The sequence below is a fragment of the Daejeonella sp. JGW-45 genome (assembly GCF_029360805.1).
Taxonomy (GTDB): Bacteria; Bacteroidota; Bacteroidia; order Sphingobacteriales; family Sphingobacteriaceae; genus Daejeonella.
This window is the reverse complement of record NZ_JARKNC010000001.1, coordinates 436,567-459,691: the sequence shown is the minus strand read 5'-3', so window position 1 is coordinate 459,691 and position 23,125 is coordinate 436,567. Positions and strand designations below refer to the sequence as shown.

Annotated in this window: 24 protein-coding genes; 20 read left to right on the top strand and 4 right to left on the bottom strand. The window is 42.8% G+C overall.

Annotated features, from left to right (window positions below):
• The 5 genes from P2W76_RS02110 (at position 1) to P2W76_RS02090 (ending at position 7,170) form a co-directional block, all read left to right on the top strand.
• Positions 1 to 1,935, top strand: coding sequence for a fumarate reductase/succinate dehydrogenase flavoprotein subunit (locus P2W76_RS02110; protein ID WP_276345822.1), 1,935 nt, complete (start codon positions 1 to 3; stop codon positions 1,933 to 1,935).
• 93 nt (positions 1,936 to 2,028) lie between these two features.
• Positions 2,029 to 2,796, top strand: a complete 768-nt coding sequence (locus tag P2W76_RS02105; protein WP_276345821.1) for a succinate dehydrogenase/fumarate reductase iron-sulfur subunit — start codon at positions 2,029 to 2,031, stop codon at positions 2,794 to 2,796.
• Positions 2,797 to 3,638: 842 nt separating this feature from the next.
• Positions 3,639 to 4,175 carry a hypothetical protein gene (locus P2W76_RS02100; protein ID WP_276345820.1) on the top strand — a complete coding sequence of 179 codons (537 nt, stop codon included), beginning with the start codon at positions 3,639 to 3,641 and terminating at the stop codon, positions 4,173 to 4,175.
• Positions 4,176 to 4,339: 164 nt separating this feature from the next.
• Positions 4,340 to 5,746: an MBL fold metallo-hydrolase gene (locus tag P2W76_RS02095; RefSeq protein ID WP_276345819.1), complete on the top strand. Its 1,407-nt coding sequence runs from the start codon at positions 4,340 to 4,342 to the stop codon at positions 5,744 to 5,746.
• A 71-nt stretch (positions 5,747 to 5,817) separates the two neighbouring features.
• Positions 5,818 to 7,170: a M20/M25/M40 family metallo-hydrolase gene (locus P2W76_RS02090; RefSeq protein WP_276345818.1), complete on the top strand. Its 1,353-nt coding sequence runs from the start codon at positions 5,818 to 5,820 to the stop codon at positions 7,168 to 7,170.
• 94 nt (positions 7,171 to 7,264) lie between these two features.
• Here the strand turns inward: P2W76_RS02090 and P2W76_RS02085 are convergent, their stop codons facing one another.
• A complete protein-coding gene (locus P2W76_RS02085) occupies positions 7,265 to 7,447 on the bottom strand; it encodes a hypothetical protein (RefSeq protein WP_276345817.1) in 183 nt (60 codons plus the stop codon).
• Positions 7,448 to 7,649: 202 nt separating this feature from the next.
• Between P2W76_RS02085 and P2W76_RS02080 the strand changes: the two genes are divergently transcribed.
• Both P2W76_RS02080 and P2W76_RS02075 read left to right on the top strand, forming a co-directional pair.
• Positions 7,650 to 8,663: a sensor histidine kinase gene (locus P2W76_RS02080; RefSeq protein ID WP_276345816.1), complete on the top strand. Its 1,014-nt coding sequence runs from the start codon at positions 7,650 to 7,652 to the stop codon at positions 8,661 to 8,663.
• A 1-nt stretch (position 8,664) separates the two neighbouring features.
• On the top strand, positions 8,665 to 9,384 hold the full coding sequence (locus P2W76_RS02075) for a LytTR family DNA-binding domain-containing protein (RefSeq protein WP_276345815.1): 720 nt from the start codon (positions 8,665 to 8,667) through the stop codon (positions 9,382 to 9,384).
• A gap of 11 nt (positions 9,385 to 9,395) precedes the next feature.
• Here P2W76_RS02075 and P2W76_RS02070 read toward each other — a convergent pair whose 3' ends face one another.
• The 3 genes from P2W76_RS02070 to metK all read right to left on the bottom strand — a co-directional run bounded on the left by P2W76_RS02070 (position 9,396) and on the right by metK (position 12,053).
• Positions 9,396 to 10,142, bottom strand: coding sequence for a lysophospholipid acyltransferase family protein (locus tag P2W76_RS02070; RefSeq protein WP_276345814.1), 747 nt, complete (start codon positions 10,140 to 10,142; stop codon positions 9,396 to 9,398).
• A 25-nt stretch (positions 10,143 to 10,167) separates the two neighbouring features.
• Entirely contained in the window at positions 10,168 to 10,722 is a 555-nt protein-coding gene (locus P2W76_RS02065; protein WP_276345813.1) for an NUDIX hydrolase, read from the bottom strand.
• Between the two features lie 74 nt (positions 10,723 to 10,796).
• Positions 10,797 to 12,053, bottom strand: coding sequence for a methionine adenosyltransferase (gene metK / locus P2W76_RS02060; RefSeq protein WP_276345812.1), 1,257 nt, complete (start codon positions 12,051 to 12,053; stop codon positions 10,797 to 10,799).
• 208 nt (positions 12,054 to 12,261) lie between these two features.
• Between metK and P2W76_RS02055 the strand changes: the two genes are divergently transcribed.
• From P2W76_RS02055 to P2W76_RS01995, 13 genes are all read left to right on the top strand, one after another.
• Entirely contained in the window at positions 12,262 to 13,134 is an 873-nt protein-coding gene (locus tag P2W76_RS02055; RefSeq protein ID WP_276345811.1) for a diacylglycerol kinase family protein, read from the top strand.
• Positions 13,135 to 13,139: 5 nt separating this feature from the next.
• Positions 13,140 to 13,484 carry a translation initiation factor gene (locus tag P2W76_RS02050; RefSeq protein ID WP_276345810.1) on the top strand — a complete coding sequence of 115 codons (345 nt, stop codon included), beginning with the start codon at positions 13,140 to 13,142 and terminating at the stop codon, positions 13,482 to 13,484.
• Positions 13,485 to 13,965: 481 nt separating this feature from the next.
• Positions 13,966 to 14,793 (top strand): MotA/TolQ/ExbB proton channel family protein, encoded by an 828-nt coding sequence (locus P2W76_RS02045; RefSeq protein WP_276345808.1) that lies wholly within the window; start codon positions 13,966 to 13,968, stop codon positions 14,791 to 14,793.
• 91 nt (positions 14,794 to 14,884) lie between these two features.
• Complete coding sequence (locus tag P2W76_RS02040) at positions 14,885 to 15,508, top strand: biopolymer transporter ExbD (RefSeq protein ID WP_276345807.1); 624 nt, start codon at positions 14,885 to 14,887, stop codon at positions 15,506 to 15,508.
• Between the two features lie 23 nt (positions 15,509 to 15,531).
• Positions 15,532 to 16,083: a biopolymer transporter ExbD gene (locus P2W76_RS02035; RefSeq protein WP_276345806.1), complete on the top strand. Its 552-nt coding sequence runs from the start codon at positions 15,532 to 15,534 to the stop codon at positions 16,081 to 16,083.
• A gap of 36 nt (positions 16,084 to 16,119) precedes the next feature.
• Positions 16,120 to 16,944, top strand: coding sequence for an energy transducer TonB (locus P2W76_RS02030; RefSeq protein ID WP_276345805.1), 825 nt, complete (start codon positions 16,120 to 16,122; stop codon positions 16,942 to 16,944).
• 223 nt (positions 16,945 to 17,167) lie between these two features.
• Positions 17,168 to 18,067, top strand: a complete 900-nt coding sequence (locus P2W76_RS02025) for a substrate-binding domain-containing protein (protein ID WP_276345803.1) — start codon at positions 17,168 to 17,170, stop codon at positions 18,065 to 18,067.
• A 22-nt stretch (positions 18,068 to 18,089) separates the two neighbouring features.
• Positions 18,090 to 19,769 carry a hypothetical protein gene (locus P2W76_RS02020; protein ID WP_276345801.1) on the top strand — a complete coding sequence of 560 codons (1,680 nt, stop codon included), beginning with the start codon at positions 18,090 to 18,092 and terminating at the stop codon, positions 19,767 to 19,769.
• Between the two features lie 82 nt (positions 19,770 to 19,851).
• Positions 19,852 to 20,223 carry an NADH-quinone oxidoreductase subunit A gene (locus tag P2W76_RS02015; RefSeq protein WP_276345800.1) on the top strand — a complete coding sequence of 124 codons (372 nt, stop codon included), beginning with the start codon at positions 19,852 to 19,854 and terminating at the stop codon, positions 20,221 to 20,223.
• A 104-nt stretch (positions 20,224 to 20,327) separates the two neighbouring features.
• Positions 20,328 to 20,870: an NADH-quinone oxidoreductase subunit B gene (locus P2W76_RS02010; RefSeq protein ID WP_276345799.1), complete on the top strand. Its 543-nt coding sequence runs from the start codon at positions 20,328 to 20,330 to the stop codon at positions 20,868 to 20,870.
• Positions 20,870 to 21,373, top strand: a complete 504-nt coding sequence (locus tag P2W76_RS02005; protein WP_276345798.1) for an NADH-quinone oxidoreductase subunit C — start codon at positions 20,870 to 20,872, stop codon at positions 21,371 to 21,373. Before P2W76_RS02010 ends, P2W76_RS02005 begins: the two co-directional genes overlap by 1 nt.
• The gene (locus P2W76_RS02000; RefSeq protein ID WP_276345797.1) at positions 21,370 to 22,581 is read left to right on the top strand and encodes an NADH-quinone oxidoreductase subunit D; all 1,212 of its coding nucleotides are present in this window, start codon (positions 21,370 to 21,372) and stop codon (positions 22,579 to 22,581) included. Before P2W76_RS02005 ends, P2W76_RS02000 begins: the two co-directional genes overlap by 4 nt.
• Positions 22,574 to 23,089: an NAD(P)H-dependent oxidoreductase subunit E gene (locus P2W76_RS01995; protein ID WP_276345796.1), complete on the top strand. Its 516-nt coding sequence runs from the start codon at positions 22,574 to 22,576 to the stop codon at positions 23,087 to 23,089. Before P2W76_RS02000 ends, P2W76_RS01995 begins: the two co-directional genes overlap by 8 nt.
• The last annotated feature ends 36 nt before the right edge of the window (positions 23,090 to 23,125 follow it).

The following is a 23,125-nucleotide window of genomic DNA, read 5'->3' as shown; positions in this document are numbered from 1 at the left end:
ATGAAATTAGATGCTAAAATTCCGGAAGGCCCGCTGGCCCAGAAATGGTCAAAACATAAATTTAACCTTAAACTGGTTAATCCGGCTAACAAGCGAAAATATACTGTAATAGTGGTTGGTACAGGCTTGGCGGGGGCTTCAGCTGCTGCGTCTCTTGCTGAGCTGGGATACAATGTAAAAGCATTCTGCTTCCAGGATAGCCCTCGTCGTGCGCACTCAATCGCTGCACAGGGTGGTATAAACGCCGCAAAAAATTACCAGAATGATGGCGATAGCGTCCATCGTTTATTCTACGATACGATTAAAGGGGGTGACTATCGTGCCCGTGAAGGTAATGTGTACCGTCTTGCTGAAGTATCTGTAAATATTATTGATCAGTGCGTAGCCCAGGGAGTTCCTTTTGCCCGGGAGTACGGCGGCTTGCTGGATAACCGCTCTTTTGGTGGATCCCAGGTATCACGGACCTTCTATGCGCGTGGTCAAACCGGACAGCAGTTATTGCTTGGAGCATATTCAGCATTAAATCGCCAGATCAATCTGGGAAAAGTTAAAATGTACACCCGTCACGAAATGATGGATGTAGTTACTATCGATGGCGAAGCAAAAGGAATAGTAACCCGCGATCTGATAAGCGGCGCAATTGAAAGCCATGCTGCACATGCCGTGCTTTTATGTACCGGCGGATACGGAAACGTTTTCTACCTCTCTACAAATGCAATGGGATGTAATGTAACAGCTGCATGGAAAGCTCATAAACGCGGTGCTTATTTTGCTAATCCCTGCTTTACGCAGATCCATCCTACTTGTATCCCCGTAACAGGCGATCACCAGTCGAAGCTTACGCTGATGTCTGAATCGCTTCGTAATGACGGGCGTGTTTGGGCCCCTAAGACGGTTGAGCTTGCACAAAAGCTTCGCAAGGGAGAATTAAAGGTTACAGATCTTAAAGAAGAAGACAGGGACTACTTCCTGGAACGTAAATACCCTGCATTCGGTAACCTGGTTCCACGTGATGTCGCATCGCGTAATGCCAAAGAAATGGTTGATGAGGGACGTGGCGTAGGCGCTTCGGGTATCGCGGTATATCTTGATTTTGCCGAAGCAATAGGCCGTTTGGGAGAAGATACAGTGCGTGCGAAATACGGGAACCTGTTTGATATGTATCAACAGATCACTGACGAAAACCCTTATAAGCAACCCATGCGGATCTATCCGGCGGTTCACTATACGATGGGCGGCCTGTGGGTTGATTATAACCTGCAAACAACTGTCAAAGGCTTATACTGTTTAGGCGAAGCAAACTTCTCTGATCACGGTGCAAACCGCCTTGGTGCTTCTGCACTAATGCAGGGCTTAGCTGACGGCTACTTTGTAATCCCTTACACATTAGGAGATTACTTAGCCAATATTGGCCCTAAAGCGGTTGATACAAGTCATCCGGCTTTTGAACAGACTAAACAAAGTGTCCTAGAGCGCATTAATAAATTGTTAGCCTTAAAAGGCGATCGCACGGTTAATGATTATCACCGTGAGCTTGGTCACATTATGTGGGAGTATTGTGGAATGGCCCGTACAGAAGAAGGCCTCACTAAAGCAAAAGGATTGATCCGCGAGCTTCGTGCCGACTTCTGGAAGAATGCCAGGGTATCCGGAACAAATGAAGAGTTTAACCAGAATCTTGAAAATGCCGGCCGTGTAGCCGACTTCCTTGAACTAGGCGAATTGATGGTCGACGATGCATTAGATCGTAAGGAATCATGCGGCGGCCACTTCCGTTTAGAAAGTCAAACTGATGAGGGCGAGGCCTTGCGTGATGATGATAATTATGCATACGCGGCAGCCTGGGAATATAAAGGAGATAACCAGCCCGAAGAATTGCACAAAGAAGAGCTGGTATTCGAAAATGTTAAATTATCACAACGGAGTTATAAATAATCAGATGTGAAAAACGAGATACGAGATTCGAGAGGGGTGTTAGTCCGATCTCGCTTCTAGGTTCTCGCTTCTCACTTCTCAAATCTCAAGAAAATGAGTGAAAATATGAATTTGACGTTAAAGGTTTGGCGTCAGAAAAATGCCGACACCAAGGGTAGTTTCGCCACTTATAAAGCTGACCATGTATCGCCGGATATGTCGTTCCTTGAGATGCTTGACGTGGTGAACGAGGATCTTATCAAGAAGGGAGATGACCCTATTCATTTCGACCACGATTGCCGGGAAGGTATTTGCGGTGCCTGCTCGCTACATATTAACGGCCGGCCGCACGGTCCTAAGCATGCAATCACAACATGCCAGCTGCACATGCGCAGTTTTAAGAATAACGAAACAATCGTTATCGAACCGTGGCGTGCTGAAGCTTTTCCAGTTATCCGCGACCTTGCAGTTGACCGCCAGGCATTTGACAGGATACAGGCTGCAGGAGGCTTCGTTTCGGTAAATACCGGTGGCGTTCCTGATGCTAATAATATTCCAATTCCTAAAGTAATAGCCGACGAGGCTTTCAACTCAGCTACATGTATCGGTTGCGGAGCCTGCGTAGCAGCATGTAAAAATGCGTCTGCCATGTTATTCGTTTCTGCCAAAGTTTCCCAGTTAGCTTTACTACCGCAAGGCCAGCCGGAGCGTTATCGCCGTGCGCAGGCTATGGTTGCGCAAATGGACGCAGAAGGATTCGGTAGCTGTACGAACACCGGTGCCTGCGAAGCTGAATGCCCGAAAGAGATCTCGATCACAAACATTGCCCGTATGAATCGTGATTACTTTACCGCAAAGTTGTTTAAAGAAGAAGAAGTATAGCCGGTCAGTATTATAATTATCGCATTTTCCCTGGGAGAATTATCCAGTTTATCCAGGTTCTGTGAACGACCAATGTCCTAATGCCGTGCGGGATTAGGACATTGTTGGAGCCTCACATATTCCAATCGTAAGGGAAATTATGATTACCCTTCCTTACACATTCTTGTCTTTTGATTAAGGTTTAATAGGACCTGGAAGGGTTCTCATAGGGTCTTTGTTGGGCGATTATTGGGCCAAATGCGTCAAAATGCGGTTTTCGCCCAACAAGAGCCCTAGAAGAACCCAACAAAAGCCCTTTTTTTCCCATTTTCTGGTACAAGAACCCAGTTGGTTTTTCGATCTACAGTTACCGTATACCCACAACTTTTATTTACTGTTCAAGCCCTTCAGGCTTGCTAGTCGGTTGTGCTTTTCGCTTATCCACGGATTTCATCCGTGGTTATTGTTATTCAAGCCCTCCGGGCTTGCTGGGCGCCTTGTAAGCCTGAAGGGCTTAAATAGCGATACCCCCCGATGGAATCGGGGTTATAAAAGTAGCCGATATGCCAACCCCGGAGGGGTTGAACAGCGATATTGATCAAGGTCGCACCATAGCAATAGTTTTGGGTACACGGTAGGATCCACAGGGGGTGCTTCTGGAAACCAGGAAGGCGTCTATTTCCACTGCTTTGAGTAACATTTTCCCCATTTGAGCAATAACATCCCGGGTCATAATTTGATATTCTGAAGGGAAACCCTGTTTTGAGCAATTGCGTGGTGTTTCACAAATTGGACTCTCGTTTGCCTAAGTATATCCAAACACAGACAGACTAAAAACTAAAAAAGCATTATAAAACTAGAACATGAAAAAAGTATTATTCCTAATCGCATTCGTTACCGTATCAATTATCAGCAGCAGCTCATTTGCCCAAACGGCGAACGTGAATATCACATTGTCTGATGTATTATCATTCTCAGTAACACAGCCGGGATCGCTTGATGTAAACTTCAACACGGAAGAAAAATATAATAATGGTATCACTTCACTGGCAACGGACCACATCAGCGTGATCTCTTCCAGAGGTTATGTAGTTAAGGCGATCGCAGGGACGGTAACAGGTATTGCAGCATTAGCTCCCGGTTCAGTAAAGTTAACTCCGGCAATCGGAGCTACTAACGGCGGTAACGCAGCAGGCATCACTTACGGATCATCAGTTACCTTACCGGCAGCAGGCGGAACAGCAGCCACTGTTATCACAGCAACCAACACCTCATGGAATGGTGCAGTATCAGCCAACAAGTTCAACGTTTCTTACCTGATCGGTGCCGGTGGTACGTATGCCGGTAAAGCTACCGGAACAAACGTTATCCCGGTTGTTTATACAGTAACACAACAATAAGTATTTTTTAAATTACACTCTCCATAACTAAAAGTCCTGCATTTGCGGGACTTTTTGCTTTAACAGATATTTCATAAACATTCCTGTCCGGAAAACTCTGATTAATTCCTCTAAATTTCATCACGAACTTGGCAGACATGTTGCTATATTGACGCAAAAAATATATGCGTATAGGCTTTCATGGCGCTGCCCGGAATGTTACCGGGAGCAAACACTTAATAACTCTCGATAATGGTATTCAGATATTACTTGATTGCGGGATGTTCCAGGGTATGGGAGAGGAAACCGATGAATTAAACGAACACTTTGGTTTTGATCCCGCTAAGGTTAATTATCTGATTTTAAGTCATGCTCATATAGATCACAGCGGGCTGATACCCCGCTTAGTGTCTGAGGGTTTTAGCGGCGAAATATTTTGTACGGCTCCAACCATGGATCTCACCAGGATATTACTTATGGATTCAGCAAAGATCCAGGAGCAGGATGCGGAATACAGTAATAAGCATCGCCGCCGGAACGGGCAAGAGCTATTAGAACCTCTATACAACGAGGAGGACGCTGTTAAAGCTATAAGTCAGTTTAAGATTGTAGAATATAATACCGATCATAAGATTACCGAAGGCATTGAGGTTAATTTTTCTGATGCGGGGCATATTATTGGCAGCGCAGCAATTCATCTCACTATCACAGAAAAGGGACAAACAACCAGGATCTCCTTTAGCGGAGATGTTGGCCGTTATGATGACCTCATATTGAAAGCTCCGCAGCGTTTCCCGCAGGCAGACTATATTTTACTTGAATCCACCTATGGAGATACTCTTCACAAAGACGCTGAGGCGGCAGAAGGCCTTTTAAGGAATATAATCAATGACACCTGTATCATAAAGAGAGGGAAGGTCATTATTCCGGCTTTTAGTGTAGGCCGTACCCAGGAACTACTTTATTTGCTCAACGGGCTGGAAGAGAAGGGCATTCTTCCGGATGTTAAATATTATGTGGACAGCCCTTTGTCATTAAAGGCGACCATGGTAGTTAAAAGCCATACGGACGAACTTAACCGGGGTGTTCAGGAAGTGATGAAAACCGACGAAGATCCTTTTCATTTTAAGAAGCTGACTTTTATCCAGGATGCAGCCGAATCAAAAGCATTGAACACTAATCCGGAGCCCTGTGTTATAATTTCTGCGTCGGGTATGGCTGAGGCAGGCAGGATCAAACATCATATAAAAAATAATATCGGCAACGGGAAAAACACCATTCTTATGGTCGGTTATTGTGAACCTAATTCGCTTGCCGGCAAATTAATGAATGGTAGTAAGGTCGTACAAATTTTTGGTGAGCATTATGATGTACGCGCTGAGGTGCGGTCTATCCGGTCGATGAGTGCACATGGAGATTATGAGGATCTTTTGAGATTTGTTTCCTGCCAGGAACCGGAAAAAGTGAAAACAATATTTCTCGTTCATGGAGAATACGACACTCAGGAAGTATTTAGAGCGAAGTTAATCGGGAAAGGGTTCCGGAATGTTGAGATACCTCAACGCCATCAGCAGGTGGAGTTGAATGTTTAAAAGATATTGTACTATCGCACGGGAGTCAGTTTCGAAGTTTAATCCTTAAATTTAGGATTTTACTCAAGAATATGAAAAAGAGCGTTGTGGTATTGACCTTTATGGTCCTGACAAGAGTACTCCAGGCCCAGCCCGTCCTTATTCGCCAGGACCTGTTTATAAAGGATCTGATTGAGCAAGTCTCAGATAAGAATATAGAAGCCAATGTAAGAAAGCTGGTTACGTTCCAAACGCGCCATAGTCTCAGTGATACCTTAAGTGCAACAACAGGCATAGGTGCTGCGCGTAATTGGATCAGGTCTGAAATGGTGAGGTATTCCAGGGAATCCGGAGGCCGGTTAAAAGCAGAGTTCGATGTATTCGTTCAGCCGGCGGATGGTCGCCGGGTTGCTGCTCCTACGGTTATGAAAAATGTTCTTGGTATTTTGCCTGGTGTTGATCCTCAGGATGACCGGGTTTTCATCGTCTCAGGTCATTATGATTCCCGTGCTTCTGACGCCAATGATTCGAAAATTTTTGCGCCGGGCGCTAATGACGATGCGTCGGGGACTTCCGCTGTTATGGAAATGGCTCGTATAATGAGCAAATACAAATTCAATTCAACTATAATTTTTGTGGCCATGGTGGCCGAGGAACAAGGCTTGTTCGGTGCTGTTAATCTCGCAAAGAGGGCAAAGGAATCTAAATGGAATGTTGCCGGTATGATCACAAACGACATTATCGGAAATACCTATGGCACTGAAACAGGAATTAAGGATAATAACAGCGTCAGGATTTTTAGTGAGGGCGTTTCGGTAGTGGAAACACCTGCAGGAGCAGCAACCCGCACAAGTACTGGCTCTGAAAATGACGGTCGTGCCCGGCAGTTTGCACGTTATATCAAGGAAGTTGGTGAACGGTATGTTGATCAGCTTAACGTTAAACTGATCTATCGCCGTGACAGGTATCTTAGGGGCGGCGACCATACACCATTTTCGCAGGCCGGTTTTCCCGGGGTGCGTATTACTGAGATGAATGAGAATTTCGAACGGCAGCATCAAACGGTTCGAAAGGAGAACGGAATTGATTACGGTGACCTTCCGGACTTTGTGGACTATCAGTACACTCAAAAAGTAACAAAGATGAATTTAGCTACATTGGCCAATCTGGCTTTATCGCCGCGGGAACCGGAAAACGTGGCGGTACTTACCAGCCAGTTAACTAATAAAACAGTTTTGAAATGGGAAAAGCCTCAGGGCGAAGTACCTGCAGGATATTTTATAGTGATGCGGGAAACCAGCAGCCCTGTTTGGGAGAAGAAGTTTTTTGTCACTGATACTACTGCGGAGCTGAATTACTCTAAAGATAATTATTTCTTTGGCGTGCAATCGGTTGACGCTGAGGGGCATGAAAGCCTGGTGATTATTCCGAAAGCGGCGAGGTAATTATTTGATGCTCCTCTTGCTAATGACAAAGTATCCTAGGGCAAAGGTGACGACGGCTATGCTCTTTGTCTCAATGATCAGCTCATATGCCATACTATTTTCCCACCGCTGCCTGAAAGAAACTTTTTAAAGTAGGAACTTGCAGTTTAATGCTGGCTCTTTGTTTTTCAGCCGGCATCTCGTTATTTACGTTCATAGCTAAAACACCTATAAGCAAAAATAAAGGAACTAATAACATTATAAATGGTGATACGATGTTTGTAATATTCTTCTTCATCTTGTGTCTGATTTAGTAAAACAAATAAATGTTTAATAAGACTCTCTCTAAAAAGTATTAGACCAAGGTGCCAATTATGCAGACGAACGGTCGCATTTGGGGATTAATTAGAACAGGGTAGATTTATGCCAGTTCGCAGATAGATTTTGCCAGTTGGTCGAAACTGCGGTCGCCAAAAGGCTCTTATTGGTATTTTTAACTTATGAATAAATCCGGTCAGATTATTATTCATCTGGTTGTTTGGCTTGTGCTTGTGCTGATGTTTGTATTTACAGGCACGGGTGGCGGTAAAATAACTTATTCTACGGTAGTATGGTTCCTGTATTTTGGAGCCATCAATATCACCGTTTTTTATATCAACTATCTTATTATTCTGCCCACCTTCCTGAATCGTAAAAGATACGCCTGGTGCATTCTTACCATCTTATTTCTCGTGTTGATTTCAGTCTTCGTTAAGTGTGCCCTCGCATACTACTTTTATGAGATCATAATGCTCCGGGATAAGGGAAAGCACGTAATTGTTTTCTGGGATTACTTCTTCCTGGCAACTGTTGTCAGCACTCTTTTTATTTTCTTAAGCACGATTCTGAAATTTGTTAGCGACTGGTTCCTGAATGAAAAAATTAAAAGCAACCTCGAAAATGAGAAACTTGCATCCGAACTTGCTTTTCTCAAATCTCAGATCAACCCCCACTTCCTGTTTAATTCTCTCAATAACATTTATTCGCTGGCTTATCAGAAATCAGCCAAGACACCCGAGGCCGTGCTTAAGCTATCAGAGATTATGCGGTATATGCTATATGAGAGCAATGAAAGTAAGGTGAGTCTTGATGAGGAGATCCGCTACCTGGAAAATTATATAGAACTTCAGAAATTAAGGTTTAAAGATAAAGCATATATAAATTTTGAAATCGACGGCGACACTCAGAATCTAAAGATAACCCCGCTGGTACTTATTTCATTTGTGGAAAATGCTTTCAAGCACGGACTTGCCACCGACAAGGAAAATCCGATTACCATAGTTCTGAATGTTTCATCCGACAAACTATACTTCCAGGTTATTAATAAGAAGAACAATCAGAATAAGGACGAAACCGGCGGTATCGGTTTACAGAATGTTCAAAGACGGCTGGACTTGCTATACAAAGGCGCCTATCGTCTGCACATTGAAGATACAGAAACAATATATAATTGTGAATTATATCTAAATTTATAAAATGATACGCTGCCTTGTTGTTGATGATGAGCCTCTTGCGCTTGATATTCTTGAAGATTATATAAGTAAAGTACCGTTTCTCACACTTGTTAAGACCACAACAAGTGCTATAGAAGGCTTATCTCTTGTACAAAGTGATGCTATAGACCTCGTTTTCCTGGATGTTCAGATGCCTGAGCTTACGGGGATCCAGTTCCTGAAGATCATAAATGGCAAATGTGATGTCATCCTTACCACCGCTTATTCCCAATATGCCCTGGATGGCTATGAGTTGGATGTGGTAGATTACCTGCTGAAGCCTATAGCGTTTGACCGTTTTTATAAAGCGGCACAAAAGGTTCTTCAGAACAATGGCAACGGTCAGCCGTCGACTTCAGAACAGCCCGCTCCTCAGGGAAGCCACGATTTTATTTTTGTTAAAACGGAGCATAAGATCCAAAAAATATACCTCGATGATATTCTTTACATAGAAGGTCTGAAAGATTATATTTCGATATTTACTAAGTCGGAGAGAATCATTACTCTTCAGAACATGAAGAAAATGGAGGAGTCTTTGCCTGCAAAATCTTTTATACGCGTGCACAAATCCTACATTGTGGCAGTCGGAAAGATCGAGAGTATTGAACGGAGCCGGATTCAGATAGGAGAAAAGATCATTCCAATCGGAGATACTTACAGGGAATATTTCTTTAAGCAGATTGAAGATAAAAACATTGGCTAGTAACGAGAGATTTATTTAATCTGGCGTTCTTCAACAATGTCTCTTATAGCATTCTCGGCCTGGAGCACTATTTCTTCCAGTGATTTTTCTGACTTTTCAATTGGCTCCAGTACCGTCCAGCTCATTTTTTCGCCGAAGCTGAGAGGGAAGGCCCCAAAGCGGACAAACTTCCATGATCCCTGAATTGCTACAGGTACAATCAGTGCCTGAGGGCATTTTTTCAACAGGGTAGCAACCCCGCCTACTGCAAAGTCCTTTAACTTTCCATTCCGCGAACGTGTTCCTTCCGGGAATATAACTGCCGACCAGTTGTTATCCTTCATCCTGCTACTAAGCTTCAAAATCTCTGAGACTGCTTGTTTGCTATCCTTTCTGTCAATATTAGCGCCGCCGCCATACTTCAGGTTGATCGAGATACCGGGAATTCCGCGGGTGAGTTCGATCTTGGAAATGAACTTTGCATGATATCTGCGGAGAAACCAGATCAGGGGAGGTATATCATACATACTCTGGTGGTTGGCTATAAAAATGACAGGCCTTTCAAGATATGATGCGAATTCATTTCTGAATTTTATCCTGGCCCCCATAATAAAATATGTTCCCAGCAGGAACAGGTTCATCAGGTCGACAGATTTTTTGTGCGCTTCTATTCCGCCAAGTTTAAATGAGATCCACTGGACGGGGTGGAATATGCAGAGGGTAAGACCAAAGAACAAGTAATGTAAAGGTGTAAAAATATAGCCCAGCAATTTGTTCATATGCAATAAAAATATACCTTATAATTTAAGGAACAATGTTTAATAATTTCACTTTTAATATTGCTGCTACACTCATAGAGTCTGTAATTTCTCCGTCGATGACCATTTTATAAGCATTCTTAAACGGCAGCTTGAGAATGCTGAGTTCCTCGGTTTCCTCGGGGTCTGAATCCCCGAAACTCAGGTTCTGTGCTAAATAGATAATAGCCAGTTCATCACTCACGGAATTGGAAAGGTGCATTCGCTGTATTTCAACCCAGGAAGCAGCTGATATTCCGGTCTCTTCGAGCAATTCTCTTTTTGCTGAATCTAATGGATCAGTTTCAAGCTTCCCGCCTCCCTCAGGGATTTCCCAGCTATATTGGTCAGGTACATAACGGTACTGTCCCACCAGCCAGGTATTATATTCTTCATCCAGTACGACGACACCTATTGCCAGATTTTTAAAATGAACTTTTCCGTAAATTCCTGTTCCACCCCCCGGATTAATCACCTGGGATTCCGTAAGGCTTATCCACGGATTTTCATAGATCTTTTTTTCAGAGAGCGTTTTCCAGGGATTCTTGTGTTGACCGGCCATCTCACAATAATAAATAAAAAAAGCCCTCTTTTCCGTGAAAAAAGAGGGCTTTTTATTAATTAAGAACCAAGTAATTAGTTGATCTTGAAAGCTTCCTTAACTTTAGAAACAAAATCAAGTTTCTCCCAGGTAAATAGTTCTACCTCAACAGTTTTCTTCTCTCCGTTTGAGCCGGTGAAGGTTTTAGTTACTGTTTCGCTTTTCCGTCCCATATGACCATAAGCCGCAGTTTCAGAATATATAGGATTGCGAAGTTTCAAACGGGTTTCGATTCCGTAAGGAGTCATGTCAAAAATGGAAGCGATCTTTTGTGCGATCTCCCCGTCGTTAAAGTCAACCTTAGCCGTTCCATAGGTATCTACAAAAATTCCCATCGGATCCTTTACGCCAATGGCGTAGGATACTTGTACCAGGATTTCGTCACAAACTCCCGCTGCAACCAGGTTCTTAGCAATGTGACGTGTAGCATAAGCTGCTGAACGATCCACTTTTGAAGGGTCTTTGCCAGAGAATGCTCCGCCACCGTGTGCACCTTTACCGCCGTAAGTATCAACGATGATCTTGCGGCCTGTCAATCCAGTGTCACCGTGTGGACCTCCGATAACGAATTTACCCGTTGGGTTGATATGGTATTTAATGGCATCAGTAAATAACGACTGAAGTTCAGGCTTTAACTGCGCTTTCACCCTTGGGATAAGGATGGAAATGATATCATCCTGGATCTTCTTCTGCATCGCTGATTCACTGTCGAAGTCGTCATGCTGGGTTGAAACAACGATTGCGTCGATACGGATCGGCCTGTGATCATCGCTATATTCAATGGTTACCTGTGATTTTGCGTCAGGACGAAGATATTTTATCGCTGAATCCTCGCGGCGAAGCGCAGCAAGTTCAACCAATATTTTGTGGGCAAGGTCGAGGGCTAAAGGCATATAGTTTTCAGTTTCGCTTGTTGCGTAACCGAACATCATACCCTGATCGCCAGCTCCCTGATCCTGTTTTTTAACTCTGTCGACTCCCTGATTGATGTCGGCCGATTGCTCATGGATAGCTGAAATAACTCCGCATGAATCTGCTTCGAACATGTACTCAGATTTAGTGTATCCTATTTTGCGGACCACATCACGGGCGATTTTTTGAACATCCAGATAAGTCTGTGATTTTACCTCGCCAGCAAGCACAACAAGTCCCGTGGTAACGAGGGTTTCACATGCTACTTTCGAATCCGCATCCCAGGCTAAGAAATTATCAATTAATGCATCAGATATCTGATCTGAAACCTTGTCCGGATGTCCTTCTGAAACGGATTCCGAGGTAAATAAATAAGGCATAAAGGTTTATTAATTAAATCGTTAATATTTTATCAGAAGAAAGAAAGCATTAACAGCAGGCAGGTAAAAATCAGAGTATGTTTTAGCACTTTTTTTTACGTGGTTGCAATCAACGCAAATCGATCCACTTTTTTGCATTGCAAAAGTAGGATAATTTTTAAGTTCTGAGAAAATTTAACGGTATTTTTGAGTTTTAAACGAACTTTAATTGAAAAAAAATATAACATTTTTTATCAACCCCATTTCCGGGGGCAAAACCAAATTAAATTTTCCGGAAATGGCTGATAAATTTATAGATCCAGCTAAATTTTGCCCCACGTACATCTTTACAGAAGCAGCGGGACATGCTCACCAGTTGGCAAAGGAGATGGTTGAGGGTGACACAAATATCCTGGTTGCAGTAGGAGGCGACGGGACAATTAACGAGATAGCATCCGCAGTAGAAGGGTCGGGCAAGATCATTGGCATTATACCTTATGGCTCAGGCAATGGATTAGCCCGGTCACTTGGGATACCATTAAATGATAAGCAGGCTGTACAAAGATTGAATAAATTGAACGTAAACCGGATTGACTCTGGAACGTTTAATGGAAGAAGTTTCTTTAATATGGCAGGTATTGGTTTCGACGCTCATATTAGTGCCGTTTTCGCCAGTAATGTAAAAAGAGGTCTTGGGGGATACGTAAAAACTGCGATTACGGAGATTACGAACTATCAGTGTCAGCATTATATTTTGGAGATTGATGGCAAGCGGATTAACAGGGACGCTTTTATGATAAGTATTGCTAATTCATCGCAATTTGGTAATAATGCGCATATATCTCCTTTCGCATCTCTTAAAGATGGGCTTCTTGACGTATGTATTACTAAGCCGTTCCCTTTATACCAGTTTCCTGTTCTGGGATACCGGATGTTCAGCAGAAGTACTCACAAGTCAAAATATGTTGAGATCATAAAAGGTAAAAAAATTCGAATTGTGAGAGAGGGGCGGGGAACAATTCACCTGGACGGCGAGCCTTGCGATATGGCTTCGGAATTGCAGATTGAGATAAAACCTTTATCCCTCTCAGTATTAACTTAAATTTTATGTCGAAGAAAAATAGAAACATATCGGGCGTGGTTTACTCTACAGATCCGGACTTTGAGTACCAGGAAGAACTCAATGACATTGTAAGTACCCTTCCGCCGGGCGCGCAGGATCTGCGGGTTCAGCTTGATAAGAAACAAAGGAACGGGAAAGCAGTTACACTTATCACCGGTTTCCGGGGCACAGACGAAGACCTGGCTATACTAGGTAAAAAGCTCAAGCAAAAATGCGGAGTAGGAGGCTCGGCCAAAGGCGGAGAGATTTTGATCCAGGGAGATTTCAGGGATAAGGTAGTTGCCATGCTTCTTGGGGATGGTTACAAGGTTAAAAAAGCGGGCGGGTAAGGTTAATTATATGTTATAATTATGTGATTTTCATGTAAATACCAAAAGCCCGTTTAAAACGTTTAAACCCAATGTTACAATGTATCAAATTTTAAACATTTCTTTAAGTATATTGAAAATCAGCAAATTGTATCCGGAAATAGAAGTGTATTTTTTATATTTTCGTTAAAAACCAAACCTAAATTTGCATTTGCAATAAAAAATAGTTTTCATTGTAAAATGATAGTCACAAAGTGGTTATCTTCTTTTAGAACAGCATTGCTCTTGCTTAATTCTAGGGATGGATTTAAAGGACTGAACAAATAGGATTAATAAATTCACAAATAATTTTTTATTAAATCGAAAATTATATTTTTGTTATCCGTTATATCGGCGAACATAATATTGATATTTTATTTTAAAACATTTAAAAATAATACGCAAACACAAAATCAATTAACTCATACATTTAATCAACAACTAAAATTTAAAAATTAAAAAAATGGCGAACGCACCAAAACCAACAACAGCGAAGAAAGAGAGCTCTGGTTCAAGCATTTTTGCAAGTCTGTCTATCGTACTTTGTATCCTTGTAGGAGTACTTTTATGGAAATTCGTAATGGGCGATCCATCGAACTTTGAAGGAGGCGATCCTGAAAACGGCCACCCACTGCCAGGTAATTACTTCGGAATGGTTTACAAAGGCGGTTATGTAGTACCTGTATTAATGGGATTGTTCCTTATGGTAATCGTATTTTCTTTTGAGCGTTTCTTCGTAATCAGCAAAGCTACCGGAAAAGGTAACATCGATGCTTTTGTTAAAAAGATCCAGGGATTTATTGGTGCAGGAAATATCGACGCAGCTATTTCTGAGTGTGATAAACAAGAAGGCTCTGTCGCAAACGTTATCAAATCCGGCTTGAAAAAGTACAAGGAAATGGAAATTGAAACTAAAATGGATACTGAGCAAAAATGTCTGGCTATCCAAAAGGATATCGAAGAAGCTACAGCATTAGAAATGCCAATGCTTGAGCAAAACCTTACAGTTATCGCAACATTAGTATCTATCGGTACTTTGATGGGTCTTTTGGGAACTGTAACAGGTATGATCAAGGCCTTCGCGGCATTGTCAACTGCAGGATCACCAGATCAGGCGGCTCTTGCGAATGGTATCTCTGAAGCTCTTATTAATACGGCGACTGGTATTGCTACTTCAGCATTAGCCATCGTTATGTATAATTTGTTTACGTCAAAAATTGATAAGTTAACTTATGCAATTGACGAAGCCGGTTTCTCAATCGTTCAAACGTACGCCAGTACTCATAAATAATATATTTGAAAAAAGATTCCGGGCTTTATGGAAAACCCGGAATCTTTTCATCTATATAATAACAGGATCTTTTAATATTATAATATAAACTATGCCAAGAGCTAAAGTTGCCAGAAAAAGTACAGCTATCGACATGACAGCGATGTGCGATGTGGCGTTTTTGTTGCTTACATTCTTTATTTTAACAGCAACCGCTCGTCAGCCAGAACCGCTTCCTGTGGACACCCCGGCATCAACGGTTAAGTTTAAGCTGCCGGATTCAGATATTGCAACGTTGACCGTAGGCCAGGGGAAAGTGTTTTTTGGCGTTCCCGGGCAGCCTATAAGGGTTCGTACCCTGGAGCTGATGGGAGAGAAGTATTCAATGCAGTTCACTGAAGAGGAAAAACTCAGATTCTCATTAATTGAGAGTTTCGGGGTTCCGATCGGTAATTTAAAACAGATAATTGCGCTGAAGGGTGACGAAAGGAACAAAGAAGGTTTGCAGCCGGGAATTCCTACTGATTCGATAGGCCAGAATCCTTCTGAACTGCACAATTGGATCCTTTCTGCCAGGTACGCGACGAAAGAGCTTCATAATGTAGATATGCGTGTGAGTATCAAAGGAGATTCCCGCGAAGAATATCCACAAATAAAGAAAGTTACAAGCATCCTGCAGGACCAGAATATTAATAAATTCAGTTTAATCACTTCGTTGAGAGCATCTGAAGAGTAATCGTATAATTTAATTAAAACGCAATGGCAGAATTAGATACCTCCGGCGGGGGTAAGAATAAAGGCGGGAAGGTTAGAAGTAAAAAGCAGTCCACACGTGTGGATCTAACAGCGATGGTGGATCTTGCTTTCCTTCTGATCACTTTCTTTATGCTTACCACTACATTGGCAAAGCCACAGGCAATGGATATGGCCATGCCGGATAAGGATAAAACCGAACAGCAGGAATTAACCGTCGCTGATAACAGAACGATGACGATACTTTTAGGCGCTAATAATCGTCTCGAATGGTACATGGGATTAGTTGATAAGCCTATGACACCTCCTCAGGTCGATAATTATGGCCGGAATGGAATTAGAAAAGCTTTGATCGAGAATTCAAAGAAGGTTATCGCGGCGACTGGAGACCCAAAAAAGGGCTTGATCGTTTTGATCAAACCAAGTGACCAGTCAAATTACCGTAATTTCGTCGATATACTGGATGAAATGAAAGTCTCAAACATACAACAGTATGCGATTGTCGACATTTCTGACCCTGATATCGCTTTGTTAAAACGTGATGGCTTACTCAAGTAATTTAACACAATTAGTTAACCCTCAAAAAAATAAGATATGTTAGGGTCAAAAATAGATTTATTCAACCCGCAATGGCTTGATGTGGTATTCGCAGGTAGGAATAAAGCCTATGGTGCGTACGAGTTGAGGAAAACCAATTCCAAAACTACCAGTCGCGCCGTGATCATAGGCTCCTTACTATTTATAGTAATGGTTTCATTGCCGCTGATCATCCGCTATATTTCCGGAATACTTCCGGAGGAGGAAAAGGAGAAAATTACCGAGGTAGTTTTAGCCCCCCCTCCGCCGATCAATAAAGAAGAGCTTCCTCCTCCTCCACCGGAGCCACCGAAGCCAAAAATAGACCAGGTGAAATTCCCTCCTCCGGTAGTAGTACCAGCTGAGGAAGTAAGGGACGAAGAGCCGCCGACAGTTGAAGAGCTGAAGGAAGCTGATCCCGGACAAAAGACTATTGAAGGTAACCCTGATGCTGAGATCGTTATCGACGAACCGGTAGGCGAGGCTCCAAAGGTACAGGAGGTTGTTGAGGACAATAGTATAAAGGATTTCGCGAGCGTTGAAGTTCTCCCTGAGTTCCAGGGTGGTATGGCAGGATGGGGCAAATATCTTCAGAAGAACCTGAAGTATCCGCCAATGGCCCGTGAAAACAATATTACAGGCCGTGTAATCATGAGCTTTGTTGTTGAGAAGAACGGACAGCTTACAGATATTAAAGTAGTACGCGGTATTGGTGGTGGATGTGATGAAGAAGCGATGCGCGTACTTAAGAATGCACCAGCATGGAAGCCAGGTATCCAGAATGGCCGTCCTGTTCGTGTTGCTTATACAATGCCGATATTCTTCCAGCTAGCTGGACAATAATGTCATTGAATAAAGAAAAGGAGAAAATACAGAAATCGCCCGCAAAGCGATTTCTGTTTATTTTGGGCCTCACGATGTTTACCCTTTATTTCGTTTTGGGTGTAATAATCATGTTCTGGAAGGATTTTCCTATTGACATGTCCCAGGGCTACAGGATTGCATTCGGAGTTTTATTAATAGGATATTCGTTTATAAGGTTTGTGCGTTTGCTTCGTTCTTAAGTATGTTTAGGTTAAGATCTTTCTTTATACTAGTGTTTGCAGTTACTGTGAGCTCGTGCCAGCAGAAAACTGCGGAAGTGCAAACATATACCAGCGGCACCGAGGTATTATTAGTGGACGAATCGTTGGCTCCGATCATTGAAGATCAGACCTATGTATTTGAAAGTACCTATCCCGATGCGAAACTTAACCTGGTTCTGAAATCCGAGAACGAGCTCATTAACGCGTTCATGGATGATACGGCACAAGTAGCCATCCTGTCACGTGAGTTAACAGATAGTGAACGCAAGCATTTTGAAAGTAGAAAGATCAAAATTAGGGTAAATCGGTTTGCTGTTGACGGCATTGCGCTTATAACTCATAATTCAGTTAAGGACACAACCGCAACGGTCGAAGACATTATAAGAGTGTTGAAAGGTGAGAGTTCAAGATTGGGGAATCTGGTTTTCGATAATGCGAATTCAAGTACCGTCAGATACTTTAAAGAGCTGGCCGGCGTTAAAGAACTTCCCGCTAAGGGAGTTTACGCGCTCAAAACGAATCCAGAAGTCATTAAATACGTTTATGACAATCCAGGAACGATTGGAGTTGTTGGAGTTAACTGGATAGTTCAACCACCTGTGGAATTGGAAGAGCAGGTTGGTTCATTGAAAATATTGGGTGTTAAGAACGTGCAGGGTAAGCCCGGATCTGACGCATATTATAGACCTTTTCAGAACGATATAGCTTTAGGGGTATATCCGCTTTTGAGATCTTTGTATATAATTAATTGCGAAGGCGGCCCTGGTTTGGGCACAGGTTTTGCATCTTTTATCGCTGGAGAACGCGGACAAAGGATCGTACTAAAATCGGGACTGTTACCAGATAGTATACCTCCGCGTGAGATTAATATAATTAAGTAAGTTAAATTTAAATTCAAACATAATGAACAAGGCAGTTAAGATAACCCTCGGGTTGATGTTAGTGGGTTCAGCAGTTTTTGCTCAGAGCTTGGCCGATGCTCGGAAAGCTATTGATGCTGAGCAGTACCAGAAAGGTAAAGCCTTATTAAAAACGTTGACCACTTCTCAACCGACAAACCCAGAGAACTTTTTTGTATTAGGTAACCTTTACCTTACAACCAGTCCTATTAACCAGAGACCTGATTACATTGACTCAGCTAAGGCATCGTTCGACAAAGGCATTGCGGCAGACGCAGAGTTTGCTCTTAATTACGTCGGTCTTGGGGCTGTGGAGCTTGCAAAAAAGGGAAATCCGAAAGCGAACTTTGATAAAGCACTGGAGTTAACAAAGAGAAAGGATCACGTAACAGATCTTTACATTGGTAAAGCTTATACTTATGCAGCTGTACCAAAAATTCCCGAAGCATTGACGCATCTTGAAAAGGCAAAGGCTTTAGATGAGAAGGATGCTCAGGTATTCCTGGCTCTTGGAGACGCGTATCGTGCACAAATGAAAAATAGCGAGGCTTTCAGCGCATATAGGACAGCTTATGATCTGGACAAAACCCTGATCAGATCATTGGTTGAGCTTGGAAAGATCAATAAGCTTTCTAAAGCCTATCCTGAAGCCATAGAGGAGTATAACAAGGTCATCGCATTGGATGCTAATTACGGCCCTGCTTACAGGGAGCGTGCTGAAGCCTATCAGGCATGGGCATGGTCATCCCAAAAAGAGTATGAAGGCCGTATAAAACAGGCGCTTGAAAATTACGAGAAGTACATGGACCTTACAGACAGATCTTTGGATTCGCGTTTACGCCATGCTGACTTCTTGTATTTAGCTAAAGATTTCAAAGCTCTTGAAGCTGAGGCTAATGAGATGGCAAAGCTTGAAAAGGCAAATGCCAGAGTTTTGCGATACCTGGCTTATTCTTCTTTTGAGAACGGAAACTACGCTGCCAGTGCTCAGGCACTGAAAGATTTCATGGCAAAGGTTGAACCTGCGCGTATAATCTCACAGGATTATCTTTACCTGGGCAGAGCTCAGATGAAAGACACCACTCAGTTAGATGAAGGAATGGCTAACATAACTAAAGCAGTTGAAATGGATTCAACCAATGCTGAAGTTATGAGTGAGATCGCCCTGGCTTTATATAAAGCAAGGAAATACGAAGAAGCGGCTAAAGCTTACGAGATCGCTATGAAAAACCCGGATGTTGCTCTATTGGATTATTTCTACCTGGGGTCATCATATTATTTCGATTATGGGGCTAAGAAGGCTGCAGAGCAGAATCCGTCAAACGATCTGTTGGTGAAAGCGGACAGTGCCTTTAGTTATCTGGTGCAGCGTGCGCCAACTACCCATCAGGGCTGGTTGTATAGAGGGCGGATTAATCGGTTGTTGGACGGTCCGGAAGATGAGAAAGGCCTTGCAGTTCCGTTCTATGAGAAATATGTGAACCTGGTTACTGTGGAAAAACCAGAGCTGGCTGCAGCAAATGGAACGAATCTGGTTCAGGCATACACTTATTTAGGATCAGTTGCTGCGAGACGTGATGGTGATAATGCCAAGGCGAAGGAATACTTTGATAAAGTACTTGCCTTAGATCCCAATAACACCACGGCCCAGCAAGCTATAAAAGCTATCGGCGGGAGTAAGTAAAAAATTAGTTAGATAATTAAGAAGAGCTCTAAACATTGTTTAGGGCTCTTTTTTATTTATCTTTGCGGCATAATTATAGAAAATGGAAGCACAAAGTACCGCAGTAAATTACCTGCCGATAATCTTTCAAATGCTGGTTGCCTTTGGTTTTGTAGCGCTGACAATGACCATTACACATCTTGTCGGGCCTAAACGTAAGACCGGCGATAAATTAGTTGCGTTCGAATCCGGTATCAAATCTGTCGGCGATGCGAGGCAGCCCTTTTCTATAAAATATTTCCTTGTCGCGATTTTATTTGTTCTTTTCGATATAGAAGTAATTTTTATGTACCCCTGGGCTGTTAACTTTCGTGATTTTGGAGTTAATGGTTTGATTGAAATGTTCATTTTCATGGGTACCCTGTTGGCAGGCTTCATTTATATAATTAAGAAGAAAGCTCTCGACTGGGATTAAGGTTAGACTGTTTCTAAATAATGGTTTAACTAATTGAAAACTTTAAATTTCTTAATTTTGCGGCTCAATACGGCTGGTTAAGATTAGGTTTCGTTTGAAAGATTATGACTGATGTAAAAATGGTAGAGGCCCCTCCGGGTATAGAAGGATCAGGGTTCTTTGCAACATCTATGGATAAAGTAGTAGGCTTGGCGCGTTCACATTCATTGTGGCCGCTGCCTTTTGCTACATCATGCTGTGGTATTGAATTTATGGCCACAATGGGCTCTCATTATGACTTTGCAAGGTTTGGTTCCGAAAGACCCAGCTTTTCGCCCCGCCAGGCGGATCTGTTGATGGTAATGGGTACAATAGCCAAGAAAATGGGACCGGTTCTTAAACAAGTATATCTTCAGATGGCAGAACCGCGCTGGGTTATCGCAGTGGGTGCCTGTGCAAGCAGCGGAGGCATATTTGATACATATTCTGTGATGCAAGGAATTGATGAGATCATTCCGGTAGACGTATATGTACCGGGTTGTCCGCCACGGCCAGAAGCTATCATAGACGGTTTTAATAAAATACAGGAGCTTGTAAAGAACGAGTCCCTTCGCCGAAGGGAATCGCCGGAATACAAGGAATTATTAAACAGATACGGCATCCAGTAATGGGCAAATTAAATAATCAGCAAGTAGTTCAGAGTTTGACCTCTCGTTTTGGTGAGAGGATATCGGTTCCCTCAGAGCCGTTTGGTCTGCTGACATTTGAAACTACTGCTGAAAATATACATGAAGTACTTCGCTTTCTTAAAGAAGATGGCGACCTAAGGTTTAATTACCTGACGGATATTACAGGTATTCATTTTCCGGATCAGGCATTATCTATCGGGGTTGTTTATCACCTTCACAGCCTTCAGAATAATGTTCGTGTCAGGATAAAGGTATTCATTGACGGGGACAACCCGGTAATACCCACGGCTACAACCTTATGGGAAGGTGCTAACTGGATGGAACGCGAAACGTATGATTTCTTCGGGATCATATTCGAAGGCCACCCTAACCTGGTGAGAATTTTAAATGTAGATGAAATGACGGTGTTTCCAATGAGAAGAGAATATCCTCTTGAAGATCCAAACCGCGTTGATAAAAAGGATTATTTCTTCGGAAGATGATAAACCAGCCAATACTTACAGATAGCGATCCTCAGAAGGAAACCATTACCTTAAATCTTGGTCCTACGCACCCCGCAACACATGGTGTGTTTCAGAACGTTCTGGAAATGGACGGCGAGCGTATTGTGAGCGGGGTTTCTACGATAGGTTATATCCACCGGGCATTTGAAAAAATAGCCGAGCACAGACCGTTCTACCAGATCACACCTCTTACCGACCGTATGAACTATTGTTCGTCCCCGATTAACAATATGGGATGGCACATGACGGTGGAGAAGCTTCTTAATATAGAGACACCTAAACGCGTTGACTACCTGCGGGTGATTGTGATGGAACTGGCGCGTATCTCCGACCATCTTATCTGTAATGGAATTCTTGGGGTGGATACAGGGGCATTTTCCGGATTCCTTTACCTGATGGAGGAGCGGGAGCATATTTATGAAATATACGAGGAGATCTGTGGCGCGCGTTTAACCACCAATATCGGGCGTATCGGTGGATTTGAACGTGATTTCAACGACATAGCTTTCGCCAAGATCAGAAAGTTCCTGGAAAAGTTCCCGCCCATACTTAAAGAATTTGAAACCCTGTTTAACCGTAACCGGATCTTTATTGAACGTACCTCAGGTGTAGCCGCGGTTGATCCGGAAGTAGCATTGAACTATAGCTGGAGTGGCCCTATACTTCGTGCAACCGGCGTTGATTATGATGTACGTGTTAACGAACCTTATTCGTCCTATCAGGATTTCGATTTTGATATTCCGGTTGGCACAACAGGGGATGTATACGATCGCTTTATCGTACGAAATGAAGAGATGTGGCAAAGCTTGCGTATCATTCAACAGGCACTTGATAAATTAGAAAAAGAGCCCAAAGGTATTTTCCATGCCGATGTGCCGGAATTTTATTTGCCTCCAAAAGAAGAGGTTTACAATAATATGGAAGCCCTTATTTATCACTTCAAAATTGTGATGGGAGAGATTGAAACTCCAAAGACCGAAGTCTATCACGCGGTTGAAGGAGGTAACGGCGAACTGGGCTTTTATTTAGTCAATGATGGCGGAAGATCACCTTACAGGTTGCATTTCCGCAGACCAAGTTTCATTAATTATCAGATGTATGCTCCTATGAGCGCGGGTATGTTATTGTCTGATGCTATCATTAATATGAGTAGTTTGAACGTAATTGCAGGAGAATTAGATGCTTAGCGTAACTGAACAGAAAGATATTGAATTTTCATCGTCGCTTATAAGCCAGTTCGATGAGATAGTTACCCGTTATCCGGCCGGAAAGCAAAAGGCTGGTTTATTGCCTATCCTGCATCTTGTTCAGGCTGAATATGGCTGGGTTAGCCCGGAGGCTATGGATAAGGTCGCGGCCTACCTTGAGATTAAGCCTATCGAAGTATACGAGGTCGCTACTTTTTACACAATGTTCTTTCTGCGTCCGCAGGGTAAGTTTGTATTAGAGGTTTGCCGTACCGGGCCATGCTGCCTTGTTGGGGCTGAGAAGATCATGGATCATATTGAGAAGACCCTAGGAGTGAAAGAAGGCGAGGTAACCGCCGATGGTAAATTTAGCTGGAGAGGCGTAGAATGCCTGGCTGCATGTGGTATGGCACCGGTCTTACAGATCGGTCCTGAATATACATTTTATGAAAACCTGACCGAACAAAGTGTTGATCAGTTAATAAACGATTTGAAGAATAAGATATGAGACATGAGATATGAGATATGAGAAAGGAGAATAATC